The sequence below is a fragment of the Pseudomonas sp. Emmai genome, from assembly GCF_055179735.1.
The window spans coordinates 5,720,256-5,734,767 of sequence record NZ_CM143685.1 but is presented as its reverse complement, the minus strand read 5'-3'; the positions used below and the strand labels follow the sequence as shown (position 1 = coordinate 5,734,767).

The 14,512-nt window shown below is 61.5% G+C and carries 11 protein-coding genes; 2 read left to right on the top strand and 9 right to left on the bottom strand.

Annotated elements, in window-relative coordinates; genetic code table 11:
• Positions 1-201: 201 nt before the first annotated feature.
• The 6 genes from ACY4LX_RS26355 to arcD (ACY4LX_RS26330) form a co-directional block, all read right to left on the bottom strand.
• Positions 202-1,710, bottom strand: a complete 1,509-nt coding sequence (locus ACY4LX_RS26355; protein WP_149657874.1) for a sigma-54-dependent transcriptional regulator — start codon at positions 1,708-1,710, stop codon at positions 202-204.
• A gap of 207 nt (positions 1,711-1,917) precedes the next feature.
• Positions 1,918-2,274, bottom strand: a complete 357-nt coding sequence (locus ACY4LX_RS26350) for a DUF5064 family protein (protein ID WP_463258281.1) — start codon at positions 2,272-2,274, stop codon at positions 1,918-1,920.
• Between the two features lie 63 nt (positions 2,275-2,337).
• Positions 2,338-3,267 (bottom strand): carbamate kinase, encoded by a 930-nt coding sequence (gene arcC / locus ACY4LX_RS26345; RefSeq protein ID WP_149657872.1) that lies wholly within the window; start codon positions 3,265-3,267, stop codon positions 2,338-2,340.
• Positions 3,268-3,421: 154 nt separating this feature from the next.
• A complete protein-coding gene (locus tag ACY4LX_RS26340; RefSeq protein WP_123409270.1) occupies positions 3,422-4,432 on the bottom strand; it encodes an ornithine carbamoyltransferase in 1,011 nt (336 codons plus the stop codon).
• 71 nt (positions 4,433-4,503) lie between these two features.
• A complete protein-coding gene (arcA, locus tag ACY4LX_RS26335) occupies positions 4,504-5,760 on the bottom strand; it encodes an arginine deiminase (protein WP_149657871.1) in 1,257 nt (418 codons plus the stop codon).
• A 33-nt stretch (positions 5,761-5,793) separates the two neighbouring features.
• Positions 5,794-7,221 carry an arginine-ornithine antiporter gene (gene arcD, locus ACY4LX_RS26330; RefSeq protein WP_463258280.1) on the bottom strand — a complete coding sequence of 476 codons (1,428 nt, stop codon included), beginning with the start codon at positions 7,219-7,221 and terminating at the stop codon, positions 5,794-5,796.
• Between the two features lie 412 nt (positions 7,222-7,633).
• On the opposite strand from arcD (ACY4LX_RS26330), the gene arcD (ACY4LX_RS26325) reads away from it, so the two are divergent.
• A complete protein-coding gene (gene arcD, locus ACY4LX_RS26325; protein WP_149657869.1) occupies positions 7,634-9,061 on the top strand; it encodes an arginine-ornithine antiporter in 1,428 nt (475 codons plus the stop codon).
• Positions 9,058-9,921, top strand: coding sequence for a DNA-3-methyladenine glycosylase family protein (locus tag ACY4LX_RS26320; protein ID WP_463258279.1), 864 nt, complete (start codon positions 9,058-9,060; stop codon positions 9,919-9,921). Before arcD (ACY4LX_RS26325) ends, ACY4LX_RS26320 begins: the two co-directional genes overlap by 4 nt.
• 175 nt (positions 9,922-10,096) lie before the next feature.
• Here ACY4LX_RS26320 and ACY4LX_RS26315 read toward each other — a convergent pair whose 3' ends face one another.
• From ACY4LX_RS26315 to ACY4LX_RS26305, 3 genes are all read right to left on the bottom strand, one after another.
• Complete coding sequence (locus ACY4LX_RS26315; RefSeq protein WP_463258278.1) at positions 10,097-11,422, bottom strand: CoA transferase; 1,326 nt, start codon at positions 11,420-11,422, stop codon at positions 10,097-10,099.
• 120 nt (positions 11,423-11,542) lie between these two features.
• On the bottom strand, positions 11,543-13,681 hold the full coding sequence (locus ACY4LX_RS26310) for a methyl-accepting chemotaxis protein (protein WP_463258277.1): 2,139 nt from the start codon (positions 13,679-13,681) through the stop codon (positions 11,543-11,545).
• A 428-nt stretch (positions 13,682-14,109) separates the two neighbouring features.
• Positions 14,110-14,511 carry a YbaN family protein gene (locus tag ACY4LX_RS26305; RefSeq protein WP_463258276.1) on the bottom strand — a complete coding sequence of 134 codons (402 nt, stop codon included), beginning with the start codon at positions 14,509-14,511 and terminating at the stop codon, positions 14,110-14,112.
• Position 14,512: the final 1 nt, after the last annotated feature.

The following is a 14,512-nucleotide window of genomic DNA, read 5'->3' as shown; positions in this document are numbered from 1 at the left end:
AGCGGTGATCTAAGGAGGGTGTATCGATATCGTTCCGCTGTAGCGCTTTCAGTACAGATGAAGGTCGCTTTTAAACAGGTTAGAAGCTTGGATCGTTCCCATGCTCCGCGTGGGAATGCCTCAATCGACGCGTCGCGTCCGCTTTGGGACGCAGAGCGTCCCGGGCTGCATTCCCACGCAGAGCGTGGGAACGATCAAGTCTCAGGGCTTGTTGGGAATGCCGTACTTGCGCAACCGGTGGGCGATCGCGGTGTGGGAGGTTTGCAGTCTGCTCGCCAGTTGCCGGGTCGAGGGGTAGCTGACGTAGAGTTTTTCCAGCAGGGTTTTCTCGAACTCTTCCATGGCCTGTTCGAGGCTATCCACTTCGCTGTCGCTTTGGCGCGCCACCGAGGTGCCGGCGATGTCGAGGTCGCCGATGTCCACCAGGCTGCTCTCGCAAATCGCCGCGGCGCGGAAGATCACGTTCTGCAATTGCCGCACGTTGCCCGGCCAGCGGTTGCCCAGCAGCGCCGGATAGGTGCCCGGCGCCAGGCGACAGACCGGGCGCTGGATCTGCGCGCAGGCCTGCTGCATGAAGTAGCGGGCCAGCAGCAGAATGTCCTGGCCGCGTTCGCGCAGGGGCGGGACTTCGACGTTGAGGACATTGAGGCGGTAGAACAGGTCTTCGCGGAAGGTGCCTTCGCTGACCATTTTTTCCAGGTCGCGGTGGGTGGCGCTGAGGATGCGCACGTTGACCTTCACCTCGCGATCACCGCCGACCCGACGGAAGCTGCCGTCGTTCAAGAATCGCAGCAACTTCGCCTGCAAGTACGGCGACATCTCGCCAATCTCATCGAGAAACACCGTGCCCTGGTTCGCCAGTTCCATCAGCCCCGGTTTACCGCCCCGTTGCGCGCCTGTGAAAGCGCCAGGGGCGTAGCCGAACAGTTCGCTTTCGGCGAGGTTCTCCGGCAATGCCGCGCAGTTCAACGCCAGGAACGGCGCACTGTGCCGCGCACTGATGGCGTGGCAAGCCCGGGCCACCAGTTCTTTGCCGGTGCCGGTTTCGCCCTGGATCAACAGCGGCGCATCGAGAGCCGCGACACGTTGAGCGCGAGCCTTGAGCGTGCGGATGGCCGGGGATTCGCCGAGCAACGCATCGAAACCTTCGGCGTGGTCGTGGTGCAGGGCCGACAGGCGTTCGCCGATACGGTTCGGTTGGTACAGGGTCAGCAAGGCGCCGGCGTCGGTGATCGGCGTGGCGTCCAGCAGCAAGGTCTGGCCGTTGACGGTGATTTCCCGCAGCGGCAGGCGGAAGCCGTTTTCCAGCAAGGTATCGAGCAAGGCTGGATCGGCAAACAAGTCGGCGATGCTTTCTCCTGCCGGTTCGCGACCGTACAGGGCAATCAGTGCCGGGTTGGCCAGCAGGACCTTGCCGGCGCTGTCGAGGGCCAGCACCGGGTCGGTCATGGCCGCGAGCAAGGCGTCGAGCTGCAAGTGCCGGCGTTGGCCGGGCAGGATGTCGACCACCGTCATCGCCTGCACGCCGCGCACGCTGAGCAACGCATCGCGCAGCTCTTCAAGGACTTCCGGACTCAGGGTCGGGGCGTCGATGTAGACGTTGGGCGGGACCATTTCCACCGCATCCAGATTGAGATTGCGCCCACCGAGCAAGGCCAGGACTTCCTGGGTAATGCCGACGCGGTCGATGAAGCTGACGTGGATACGCATGGGGCGGTTTTTGGTTCTGACGTGCGGAGGGTGGCAAGTATGCCTTGGAGGAGGGGGTTAGGTGAAATCCCGGGCGGATGATCGTTCCCACGCGCAGCAAAGGAATGCAGCCCGGGACGCTCCGCGTCCCTTCAGAGCCGAACGCGGAGCGTCCGTTGCGGCATTCCCACGCAGAGCGTGGGAACGATCAGCGACAGGATTCGGGGGTTATTCGAGGTGTTCGGGGTTCACCGGATCACCGGATTTCATATCCAGTTGCACCCGCACGTCTTCAAACATCGCATCGTAATGCTTGTGCACCGCGCCAATGCCGCTGTGGGTCTTGGGAACCCCGTATTTCTCGGCGATTTTCGTCACGTTGCTGGCAAAGTTATAGGCCTGATCCTTGGGCAGGAAAAATGACTCTTCCATGTCCTTGCCCAGGATGTTGCCGTGCATGGTGAACTGCATGCCTTTTTCCGGATCCTGGGTGACTTCATAGTCAATGCACAGGTTGTAGCTGACATCGTCGTCATTCAGCGCGTGGCGCTCGATATGCAAGTGACCGGGTTCGAACGTAGCCATAAACATCTCTCCTTCGAAGGCATTGGAGAACGGCAGACCCCGGGCCTGCCGCGGAGTTTCTTTTCAGCGGTAAGTAATGCCGGGCGTCGCCGTGCTGATGCGGGTGCCGGCTGTGCCCTGGACGATCGCTTCGATGTCCGAGAGTGAACCGATGACCGCGACTTTGCCAGTATGGCGGGCGAACTCGCAGGCAGCCTGGACCTTCGGTCCCATGGAGCCGGCGGCGAAGCCGAGTTTTTCCATGGCGTCGGGGTGGGCCTGGGCGATGGCTTTCTGGGTCGGTTTGCCGAAGTCGATGAACGCGGCGTTGACGTCGGTGGCGATCACCAATAAATCACTTTCCAGCTGTTCGGCCAGCAGCGCCGAGCACAGGTCCTTGTCGATCACCGCTTCCACGCCTTCAAGCTTGCCGCTGGCGCCGTACATCGTCGGAATGCCGCCACCGCCAGCGCAGATCACGATGCTGCCCTTGTCCAGCAACCACTTGATCGGGCGGATTTCGAAGATGCGTTTCGGCCGTGGGCTGGCCACCACGCGGCGATATTTGTCGCCGTCCGGGGCGATTGCCCAGCCTTTCTCGGCGGCGAGTTTTTCCGCTTCGGCTTTCGCGTAGACCGGGCCGATGGGTTTGGTCGGGTTCTGGAACGCGGGGTCCTTGGCGTCGACTTCAACCTGGGTCAGCAGGGTGGCGAACGGCACTTCGAAGTCCAGCAGGTTGCCCAGTTCCTGTTCGATGATGTAGCCGATCATGCCTTCGGTTTCGGCACCGAGCACGTCCAGCGGGTAAGGCGAAACCGAGGTGTAGGCCGCCGCTTGCAACGACAGCAGGCCGACTTGCGGGCCATTGCCGTGGGCGATGACCAGTTGGTTGCCGGGGTAGATCCTGGCGATCTGTTCGGTGGCGACGCGGATGTTGGCGCGTTGATTGTCCGCGGTCATGGGTTCACCACGGCGGAGCAGGGCGTTACCGCCCAGGGCAACGACGATACGCATAATGCAGTCCTTTCAAAGAGGGAGCGAGCAACACGATGATCGTTCCCACGCTCTGCGCGGGAATGCATCCGGTGACGCTCTGCGTCACAGGGGACGCGGAGCGTCCCGGGCTGCATTCCCACGGGGACCGTGGGAACGATCAGCGCGTCGGTCCTTAGATATCCGCCAGCGCCGACACCAATATTGCCTTGATCGTGTGCATGCGGTTTTCCGCTTGCTCGAAGGCGATGTTGGCTGGCGATTCGAAGACTTCTTCAGTCACCTCAACGCCATTGGCCAGGTGCGGATAACGTGCGGCGATGTCCTTGCCGACCTTGGTTTCACTGTTGTGGAACGCCGGCAGGCAGTGCATGAACTTCACGCGCGGGTTGCCCGAGGCTTTCATCATCGCGGTGTTGACCTGGTACGGCAGCAGTTGCTCGATGCGCTCGTCCCACGCTTCTACCGGTTCACCCATCGACACCCAGATGTCGGTGTGGATGAAGTCCACGCCCTTGACCGCTTCTTTCGGGTCTTCGGTGATGGTGATACGTGCGCCGCTCTCGATAGCGAAGGCTTGGCACTGGTCGATGAAGTCCTGATGCGGCCACAGCGCTTTCGGCGCGCCGATGCGCACGTCCATGCCGAGTTTGGCGCCGATCATCAGCAACGAGTTGCCCATGTTGTAGCGCGCATCGCCAAGGTACGCGTAGCTGATTTCATGCAGCGGCTTGTCGCTGTGCTCGCGCATGGTCAGGGTGTCGGCGATCATTTGCGTCGGGTGGAATTCAGCGGTCAGGCCGTTGAACACCGGCACGCCGGCAAACTTGGCCAGCTCTTCGACGATTTCCTGTTCGAAGCCACGGTACTCGATGGCGTCGAACATCCGCCCCAGCACGCGGGCGGTGTCTTTCATGCTTTCTTTATGGCCGATCTGCGACGACACCGGGTCGATGTAGGTGACGTGGGCGCCTTGGTCATGGGCCGCGACTTCGAACGCGCAACGGGTGCGGGTCGAGGTTTTTTCGAAGATCAGCGCGATGTTCTTGCCTTTGAGGTGCGCTCGTTCGGTGCCGGTGTACTTGGCGCGTTTGAGGTCACGGGACAGGTCGATCAGGTAGTTGAGCTCGCGAGTGGTGTGGTGCATCAAGCTCAGCAGGCTGCGGTTGCGCATGTTAAAAGCCATGATTTGGATCTCCTTGGGTTTCGGTTATCCGCCGGCTCCACGCTTTATAAGCGCGAAGCAGGCCATACGAATTAATAGTCGATGGGGTCGCGAATGATCGGGCAGGTCATGCAGTGGCCGCCGCCACGGCCGCGTCCGAGTTCGCCGGCGCTGATGGTGATGACTTCCACGCCAGCCTTGCGCAGCAAGGTGTTGGTGTAGGTGTTGCGGTCGTAACCGATCACCACGCCGGGCTCCAGGGCCACCACGTTGTTGCCGTCATCCCATTGCTCGCGCTCGGCGGCGAAGCTGTTGCCACCGGTTTCCACCACGCGCAGGGTCTTGAGATTGAGGGCAGCGGCCACGGTGTCGAGGAAGTTGGTTTCTTCGCGGCGGATGTCGATGCCGCCCGGTTTGCTGTCGTCAGGGCGCAGGGTGAAGGCGACGATCTGGTTGACCACTTCCGGGAAGATGGTCACGAGGTCGCGGTCGCAGAAGCTGAACACGGTGTCCAGGTGCATCGCTGCGCGGGACTTCGGCAGGCCGGCAACGATCACCCGCTCCACGGCGTTGTGCTTGAACAGGTTCAGCGCCAGTTGGCCGATGGCCTGGCGGGACGAGCGTTCGCCCATGCCGATCAAGACCACGCCGTTGCCGAGCGGCATCACGTCGCCGCCTTCGAGCGTGGCGTTGCCGTGTTCCTGATCCGGGTCGCCGTACCAGACCTGGAAGTCGGCGTTGGTGAACTCGGGGTGGAATTTGTAGATGGCGCTGGCCAGCAGGGTTTCCTGGCGGCGCGCCGGCCAGTACATCGGGTTCAGGGTCACGCCACCGAAGATCCAGCAGGTGGTGTCGCGGGTGAACTGGGTGTTGGGCAGCGGCGGCAGAATGAAGCTGGAGTGGCCGAGGAAATCGCGGAACATTTCGATGGTCTTGCCACCGAAACTGTTCGGCAGATCATCGGCAGACACGCCGCCGATCAGGAACTCGGCGATCTTGCGCGGCTCCAGGCTACGCAGCCACGAACCCACTTCATTGACCAGACCGAGGCCGACCGAGTTGGCGGTGATCTTGCGTTCCAGAATCCAGTCCAGCGCTTCCGGGATCGCGACGATGTCGGTCAGCAGGTTGTGCATTTCCAGCACGTCGACATTGCGTTCACGCATCTTGGTGACGAAATCGAAATGGTCACGCTTGGCCTGGGCGACCCACAGCACGTCGTCGAACAGCAGTTCGTCGCAGTTGTTCGGGGTCAGCCGCTGGTGGGCCAGGCCTGGGGAGCAAACCATGACTTTGCGCAGTTTGCCGGCTTCGGAATGTACGCCGTACTTCACTTTTTCCGTGGTCATTACAGTGATCCTCCAGATTGAAACAATCAGCTCTTACAGAGTCAGGAAGCCGTCATACAGCCCGTAGGCCGCCACCAGGGCGCCCACGACGACGGCGGCGAAAATCAGCTTCTCGACGTTGGTGAAAACCGGTTTGCCCACTTCGATCTTGGCCTTGGCGAACAGGATCGCGCCGGGGGCGTAGAGCAACGCGGAGAGCAGCAGGTATTTGATGCCGCCGGCGTACAGCAACCAGACCGCGTAGATCACCGCGATGCCCGCGATGAGCAGGTCTTTCTTGCGTTCGGCCAGGGCTTTTTCATAGGTTTCGCCACGCACCGCCAGCAGCAGCGCATAGGCTGCCGACCACAGGTACGGCACCAGGATCATCGAAGTGGCGAGGTAGATCAGCGACAGGTAAGTGCTGGCCGAAAACAGCGTGATGATCAGGAATATCTGCACCATCGCGTTGGTCAGCCACAGCGCGTTGACCGGCACGTGGTTGGCGTTTTCCTTGCGCAGGAACGCCGGCATGGTGTGGTCCTTGGCGGCGGCGAACATGATCTCCGCACACAGCAGCACCCACGACAGCAGCGCACCGAGCAAGGAGATGATCAGGCCGACGCTGATCAGCACCGCGCCCCAATGGCCGACCACGTGTTCCAGCACCGCCGCCATCGACGGGTTCTGCAACTTGGCCAGTTCCGGTTGGGTCATGATCCCCAGCGACAACACATTCACCAGCACCAGAAACAACAGTACGGTGATGAAGCCGATCACGGTGGCTTTACCGACGTCGCTGCGTTTTTCCGCCCGGGCCGAGAAGATGCTCGCGCCTTCGATGCCGATGAACACCCAGACGGTGACCAGCATCATGTTGCGCACCTGGTTCATCACGCTGCCCAGGCTGGTGTTTTTCGTGCCCCAGATGTCAGCGGTGAAGATGTCCAGTTTGAACGCGAACACCGCAATCAGCACAAACAGCAGCAGCGGCACGACCTTGGCGACGGTGGTCACCAGGTTGATGAACGCCGCTTCTTTGATCCCGCGCAATACCAGGAAGTGCACGGCCCAGAGCAGTACCGAAGCACCGATCACCGCAGCAACGGTATTGCCTTCACCGAAGACCGGGAAGAAATAACCGAGGGTGCTGAACAGCAACACGAAGTAACCGACGTTGCCCAGCCAGGCACTGATCCAGTAACCCCAGGCCGACGAGAAACCCATGTAGTCGCCGAAACCGGCCTTGGCGTAGGCGTAGACCCCGCCGTCCAGGTTCGGTTTGCGATTGGCCAGGGTTTGAAAGACGAACGCGAGGGTCAGCATACCGACGGCGGTAATTGCCCAGCCAATCAGCACCGCGCCGACGTCGGCACTGGCGGCCATGTTTTGTGGCAAAGAGAAGATCCCGCCACCAATCATTGAGCCGACAACCAGCGCGACCAGTGCACCGAGTCTTAGTTTTCCGGGGGTTGCAGACATTGCATGACTCCAATGCAGGAGAAGAGAGACAACAGATTAAATCTGTTAACTGTTGAATCAGCTGACATAGATCAGTGCATGGGCACATTCCATTGTTAATGAAAGACTTATGAACTTTTCGCGTGCATAACTGTATTGCTGGAAAAGCCCGGTTCAGAGGCTTCCGGAGAGGGGGCAGGCATAACGCGTATCGCGTTGAGTTTTTGAAGTTAGTTCGTTTTTACGAATTAGCAACTTTTGACGTCTGTTTTCAGTACAGAATTGATTTATTACGATTGACGCACAAAACTGCTATACGCCGATGTCATAGATTGATCGGTTATAAATAAAAGACGTCAAGGGGCGTTAATTATTAAACGTTATTGCGCTTTATCTATTTAGTTAAAACATCGAGACCAGCGGAGTTTCAGGAATGTCGCAACCGACACAAAAGCTGCGTCTGAGCGCGTTGATCGCCCTGGTGGTGGGGTCGATGATCGGTGGCGGGATTTTTTCCCTGCCGCAAAACATGGCAGCCCGGGCCGATGCCGGGGCGATCCTGATCGGTTGGGCGATCACCGCCGTGGGCATGCTGACCCTGGCGTTCGTGTTCCAGACCTTGGCCAATCGCAAACCGGAACTGGATTCCGGGGTGTACGCCTACGCCAAGGCCGGGTTCGGCGACTACATGGGGTTTTCCTCGGCGTGGGGGTACTGGATCAGCGCCTGGATGGGCAGCGTCGGTTACTTCGTGTTGCTGTTCAGCACCCTCGGTTATTTTTTCCCGATCTTTGGCCAAGGCAACACGCCGATCGCCATTGGCTGCGCCTCGGTGTTGCTGTGGTCGGTGCATTTTCTGGTGATGCGCGGTATCAAAGAGGCGGCGTTCATCAATCAACTGACTGCCGTGGCCAAAATCGTGCCGCTGATTATGTTCATCGTCATTGCTGCCGTAGCGTTCAAGGCTGATATTTTCACCCGGGACATCTGGGGGCAGAGCAACCCGAGCTTCGGCGGGGTGATGGACCAGGTGCGCAACATGATGCTGGTGACGGTGTTCGTGTTTATCGGCATCGAAGGCGCCAGTGTTTACTCGGCCCGGGCCGAGAAGCGTGCGGATGTCGGTCGGGCCACGGTGATCGGCTTCCTCGGGGTGCTGGCGCTGCTGGTGCTGGTGAATGTGTTGTCGCTGGGAATCATGAGCCAACCCGAATTGGCCACCCTGCAGAACCCGTCGCTGGCGGCGGTGCTGGAACATATCGTCGGCCCCTGGGGCGCGTTGCTGATCAGCATCGGCCTCGCGGTTTCGCTGCTCGGGGCCCTGTTGTCGTGGGCGTTGCTCTGCGCCGAAATCCTCTTCGCCACGGCGAAAGACAAGACCATGCCGGCATTCCTGACCAAGGAAAACGCCAACCATGTGCCGATCAATGCGTTGTGGCTGACCAACGTGATGATCCAGATTTTCTTGTTGATCACGCTGGTCTCTGCCGGGACTTACACCAGCCTGATCTACCTCGCCTCGTCGATGATCCTGGTGCCGTACCTGTGGTCGGCGGCCTACGCGGTGCTATTGAGCGGGCGCGGCGAAACCTACGAACATGCCTCGGCCGAGCGCACCAAAGACCTGCTGATCGGCGGTATCGCTCTGAGTTATGCGGTGTGGTTGTTGTATGCCAGCGGGGTCAAGTATTTGCTGTTGTCGGCGCTGCTGTATGCCCCAGGGGTGATTCTGTTTGCCAAGGCCAAACGTGAGCAGGGGCAGCCCTTGTTTACGCATGTCGAGAAGGGGATCTTCACCTGTGTTGTCGGCGTGGCGGGGCTGGCGGCGTATGGGTTGTACAGCGGGTTGCTGGCGTTGTGAGGGTGTTGCTGGCGTATCAGCCACCCTATGACTGGGCGGCGATGCTCGGGTTTTTGTCGGCGCGGGCGATTACCGGGATGGAGACGGTGGTCAATGGCGTGTACTCGCGCAGCATCGGTTTGAACGGTGTGCACGGCACGTTTTCGATCAAACCGGCGGGCGCCGATGCGCTGGAGGTGACGCTGGATTTTCCTGACTCCACCGCCGTGCCCGAGATCGTGGCGCGGTTGCGGCGGATGTTTGATCTGGATGCGGATCTGCCTTCGATTCACCGGCACTTGGCGACAGATCCGTTGATGGCGCGCTTGATGGCCGAGCGTCCAGGGCTGCGGGTGCCGGGGGCGTGGGATGGCTTGGAGTTGGCGATTCGCGCGGTGTTGGGGCAGCAGATTACGGTGGTGGCAGCGATCAAGTTGGCGGGGAAACTGGTGGCGCACTATGGCGCGCCGTTGCGTTCCCCGCTGTCGGGGCTGACCCATGTGTTTCCTGAGGCCGGGGTGTTGGCGGCGGCGGACCTGGCGAGATTGGGCCTGCCGAAAAGCCGTGGGCGGACGCTGTCTGGCGTGGCCCAGGCGTTGCTCGATGATCCGTTGTTGTTTGAGCCGGGGCGCGAAGGTGGCGTGGCGCGGTTACTGGCGTTGCACGGGATTGGCGACTGGACGGCGCAGTACATTGCGTTGCGGCAGTTGCGGGATATGGATGGGTTTCCAAGCGGCGATGTGGGGTTGATCAATGCGTTGGCAGCGCTGGAAGGCGGGCCGGTGACGGCGCGGGAGTTGTTGCAGCGGGCGCAGGTGTGGCGGCCGTTTCGGGGGTATGCGGCGCAGGTGCTTTGGACATCGCTGAGTCGGGTTGACTGAGGGGGTGTGGCGACTGGACGGGCCTCATCGCGAGCAAGCTTTGCTCCTACAGGCGATCGGCGTGATGATCGTTCCCACACTCCTGCGTGGGAATGCCTCAAGGGACGCTCCGCGTTCCAATGGGATGCGGAGCGTCCCGGGCTGCATGCCCACGCAGAGCGTGGGAACGATCAGGTCACCACCACTGCGCCCGATGGGAACCCAATTCCGAGGCCGCAATGGCCCATTGCAACGGCGTCCCGGTGATTTTCAGTGGCACATGCAACCGATGCGCCGGTCCCCAAGGTGTCTGCTCGATCAACAACCCCTGGTCATGCTCATCCTCGGCCCGCAACGCTTCATCCGTCCCGGCGCCCTGCTCAATCAACAACTTCGCCGTCCGCGCCAACGACAACCGCGCCGATCCGCCCTGTCCCAACAACTTGATCGCTGCTGCCGCCATCAAATACCCGGTCGCGTGATCCAGCGCCTGCACCGGTAACGGCGTCGGCTTGTCCGCTTTCTTCCACTGCATCCCGGCTTCGGCAATCCCGCTGCTCATCTGCACCAGGCTGTCGAAACCCCGGCGGTTCTGCCACGGGCCGCTCCAGCCGTAGGCGTTGAGGCTGACATCGATCAGGCCGGGGGCCAGGCGTTGACGTTCGGCAACCCCGTACCCCAGGCGTTCCAGGGCATCGGCGCGGTAGCCGTGGAGCAGGATGTCGGCGTCCTTGAGCAGGCTTTCGAACACCGCGCGATCAGCCTTGTCGTGCAGATCCAGGCGCGCACAGCGTTTGCCGAGGGTGACTTCCGGCACCACGCCCGGTTCATTCCAGGTCGGCGGATCGATACGCAAGACATCGGCGCCGAGGCCGGCGAGGAAGCGACTGGCGACGGGACCGGCAAGGACACGCGTCAAATCCAGCACCTTGATCCCGGCCAGCGGTCGCGCCACCGAGCCTTGCCACGGTTTGGCGTTGCCCTTGGCGCTGAACTGAATCAACGGCTCGGCGTTTACCGCAATCCCCTGAGGATGAGCCTGCCATTGCGCCCAACTGCGCATCTCGGCGGCGCAGCCACCGGCCTCGACCACGGCCTGCTCCAGATCAGTCTTGGCCCACTTCGCCACCTGACTTGCCATCGCTGCGCGGTCGGCACAGGTACCGAGCACGTTTTCAGCGGCGGCGCGGTGATGCGGGGCGTTGGTGTGCAGGCGGATCCAGCCGTCCTTCGTCGCGTAGTCACCGGCGACCGGGTCCCACAGCGGCGGCACGCTCCAGCCCACGGGGCGGATCGAGGTGGCGAACCAGAACGAGGCGAGACGCCGGTCGACTTCAAGGCCGGGCAAGCGACCGGTGTGTTGCTGCAGCCATTCGCTGACTGCCTGGCCGGCAGCGGCAATGCTGGCGCAAGCCAGGTCGGTGACGGCAAACGCCGAGGGCAGGGCGCCGCTCGACGTGAATGGAATCGGGGTGTGCGGCAAGCCGAGTGCGGCTTGAATGGACGTGAGTAAATCAGTCATCGAAGGCCCTCCGGAACGAGGGATCGATCATAGATCAAATCAGATGACAGGCCAGAGGATGATCGTTCCCACGCGGAGCGTGGGAACGATCAAGCACGATCAAGCAGGGGGGCGGGGGTTTTAAACCCGGAACTGATCCATCAATTTCATCTGGTGAGTCGCCAGGGCATTGAGCTGGCTGCTGATCTGCGCCGATTCGGTAGCCTGCCCGGTCAGGGTTTCAGTGACGGTACGAATCGCCGAGACGTTGCGGTTGACCTCTTCGGCCACGGCGCTTTGCTGTTCGGCGGCGCTGGCGATTTGCAGGTTCATGTCGCTGATCACCGTGACCGCGTCGCTGATCTTGCCCAGGGCCTGGACGGCTTGCTGGATCTGCCCGGCGTTGCTGTGGGCCTGGGTCTGGCTCGAATGCATGGTCGCGACCACACCGCGAGTCGCGGTCTGGATGCGTTCAATGACGAGGCGGATTTCTTCCACCGAATCCTGGGTGCGCTTGGCGAGGTTGCGCACCTCATCGGCCACCACCGCAAAACCACGACCGCTTTCCCCGGCGCGGGCCGCTTCAATCGCGGCGTTGAGGGCCAGCAGGTTGGTCTGTTCGGCGATGCTGCGGATCACTTCCAGCACCGAACCGATCTGCTCGCTGTTCACCGCGAGGGCTTCGACTTCGGTCACTGCCTTGCTGACTTCGTCGGCCAGCAGATTGATGTCGCGGGTACTGCGCTCGATGATCTGCATGCCATCGCGCGCCGACTGGTCGGCACCCTTGGCCGCGTTCGCGGCGTTCGACGCGCTGTTGGCCACGTCGTGGGCGGTGGCGCTCATTTCGTTGGACGCGGTGGCGACCTGGTCGATTTCGCGGAACTGCACCTGCATGCCTTCGCTGGTCTGGCGGGCGATTTCCGAAGACTGGTCGGCGGTGCCACGGGCGTCGGTGATGCTTTGTTTGATCTGGGCGATGGTCGGTTGCAGCTTGTCGAGGAAACGGTTGAACCAGCTCACCAGTTCACCGAGTTCGTCTTTCTTGCTGTAGTGCAGGCGTTGGGTCAGGTCGCCGTCGCCGCTGGCAATGGCCTTGAGCATTTCGGCCACGCTGTTGATCGGCCGGGTCACGCCGGACGCGGTGAGCCAGATCAGCAGCAAACCGACCAGGCCGGCCGCGATGGCCACCAGCAAGGCCTTGATGGTGCCGCTTTGTTGCGCGTCATCGAGCACCGCTTGCAGCTTCACCGAGTCGGCCAGCAGCACTTGTTTGGGCAAGTCGATCACCACGCCCCAGGCTTTCGAATCGCTGATCGGGCTGACCGGGTACACCGCGCGGATCAGCTCACCTTGTTCGAGAATCTTCGGCGTGCCGCTGCCGAGCAATTGCAGGACTTCCTTGCCGTCGGCGCCCAGGGTGTCGCCGATACTTTTACCGACTTTGCCGGCGTCGACGCTGTAACCGGCGAGCACACCGCTGCCGGAGACGATCAGCATATGGCCGGCGCCGTTGAACAGGTCACGCTGGGAATCCACGGCTGCTGCTTGCAGCGCGTCGAGGGCAATGTCCACGCCGACCACGCCGATGGCCTTGCCGTCCACCAGCAGCGGCACGGAAATGGTGGTCATCAGCATTTCCTTGCCACCGACGGTGTCGGCATACGGGTCCAGCAAGCACGTGCGCTTGTTGTCGCGAGGGCAGGTGTACCAGCTGTTGTACGGCGTGCCGCTGAGGCTCAGGGTGGTTTTGGTCATGTCGTCTTCGACCATGATCGTATTGAGCCCGGCCCCGCCCGCGCGGCTCCAGTAACTGGCGAAACGCCCGGATTCGTTGGACTGGCGCGCCGCGTCATTGGCGAACTCGCTGTCCTTGCCGTCCAGGCCATTAGGCTCGAACGCCAGCCAGATCCCCAGCACCTTGCTGTTGCGCTCGAAAGCGGTTTTCAGGCTCTGGTTCAACTCTTCGCGTAGGGCGCCGGCGTCCAGGGAACGCTTGGCAGCCATGGTGCGCATGTCCTTGATCTGATCGGCCAGGGCCGTGACCACCGTCAGACTTTCACCGAAGGTCTTCTGTACCCGCGCCGCTTGCTCGGCGGCTTTGGCCTGCAGCAGGTTCTGCACACTGCCGGTGAGCATTTTGCTGCTGGAGGCGTTGACCAGTTCGTCGTTCTGGTTGGTCTGGTAGATGTTCATACCGACGATCAGCGCGACGACGCCGAGCAGGCACAGACCGGATAACAGGACGATTTTCAGGCGGATGGACAGAGAGTCGAACATAGGGCGAACTCGCAAATGGATGAGGTGTTGGCCAAGAGACGGGAGTGGTCCCGCTTGCCAAGTCCATTCAGCGCCATTTAATGCACATCGGCGTGGGCCGGGCTTGCATGAGGGCCAAGCAGACGAACGGTATCAGGTGAACGTTTGCGCAGGACAATCCCCTGAAATGGGCTGGGATTCAGGAGATTTCCGGTGATTTATGGTGAGGGAGCTTGGTGGTGAGGGCGCTAACTGTGGCGAGGGAGCTTGGTGGTAAGGGCGCTAACTGTGGCGAGGGAGCTTGCTCCCGCTCGACTGCGAAGCAGTCGCCAATCCGGCAACTCGGTACAACAGAAATAATGAGCTGGCGGGTTTTGGGGCCGCTTCGCAGCCCAACGGGGGCAAGCCCCCTCGCCACAATAAGTGTCACAACAGGGGCTTGGTGTGGGTCAGGAAGGTTGCGGTGTGGATTCCGGTCGCGACCAGATCCACAGATTGCCCAGACCCATACCGGCAATCGCCAGGTAAATCGGCCAGCCATGCTCCAGCATCACCAGCATCAACCCCGCGCACAGCAACATGCTGACCGTGGCGCTGACCTTGGCCCGGCGGGCGATGATTTTGCCGTTGCGCCAGTTGCACAGGATCGGCCCGAACAGCCGATGGTTTTCCAGCCAGGCACTCAGGCGCGGCGAACTTTTGGTCGCGGCCCAGGCGGCGAGGAGGATGAACTCGGTGGTCGGCAGGCCCGGCACGACAATCGCGATCAGGCCGATGCCCAGGCTGACGTAGGCCAGCAGGCCGAACAGGAATCGGGCGAGTTTGGAGGAGGCGGGGTGTTTGCGGGTCATA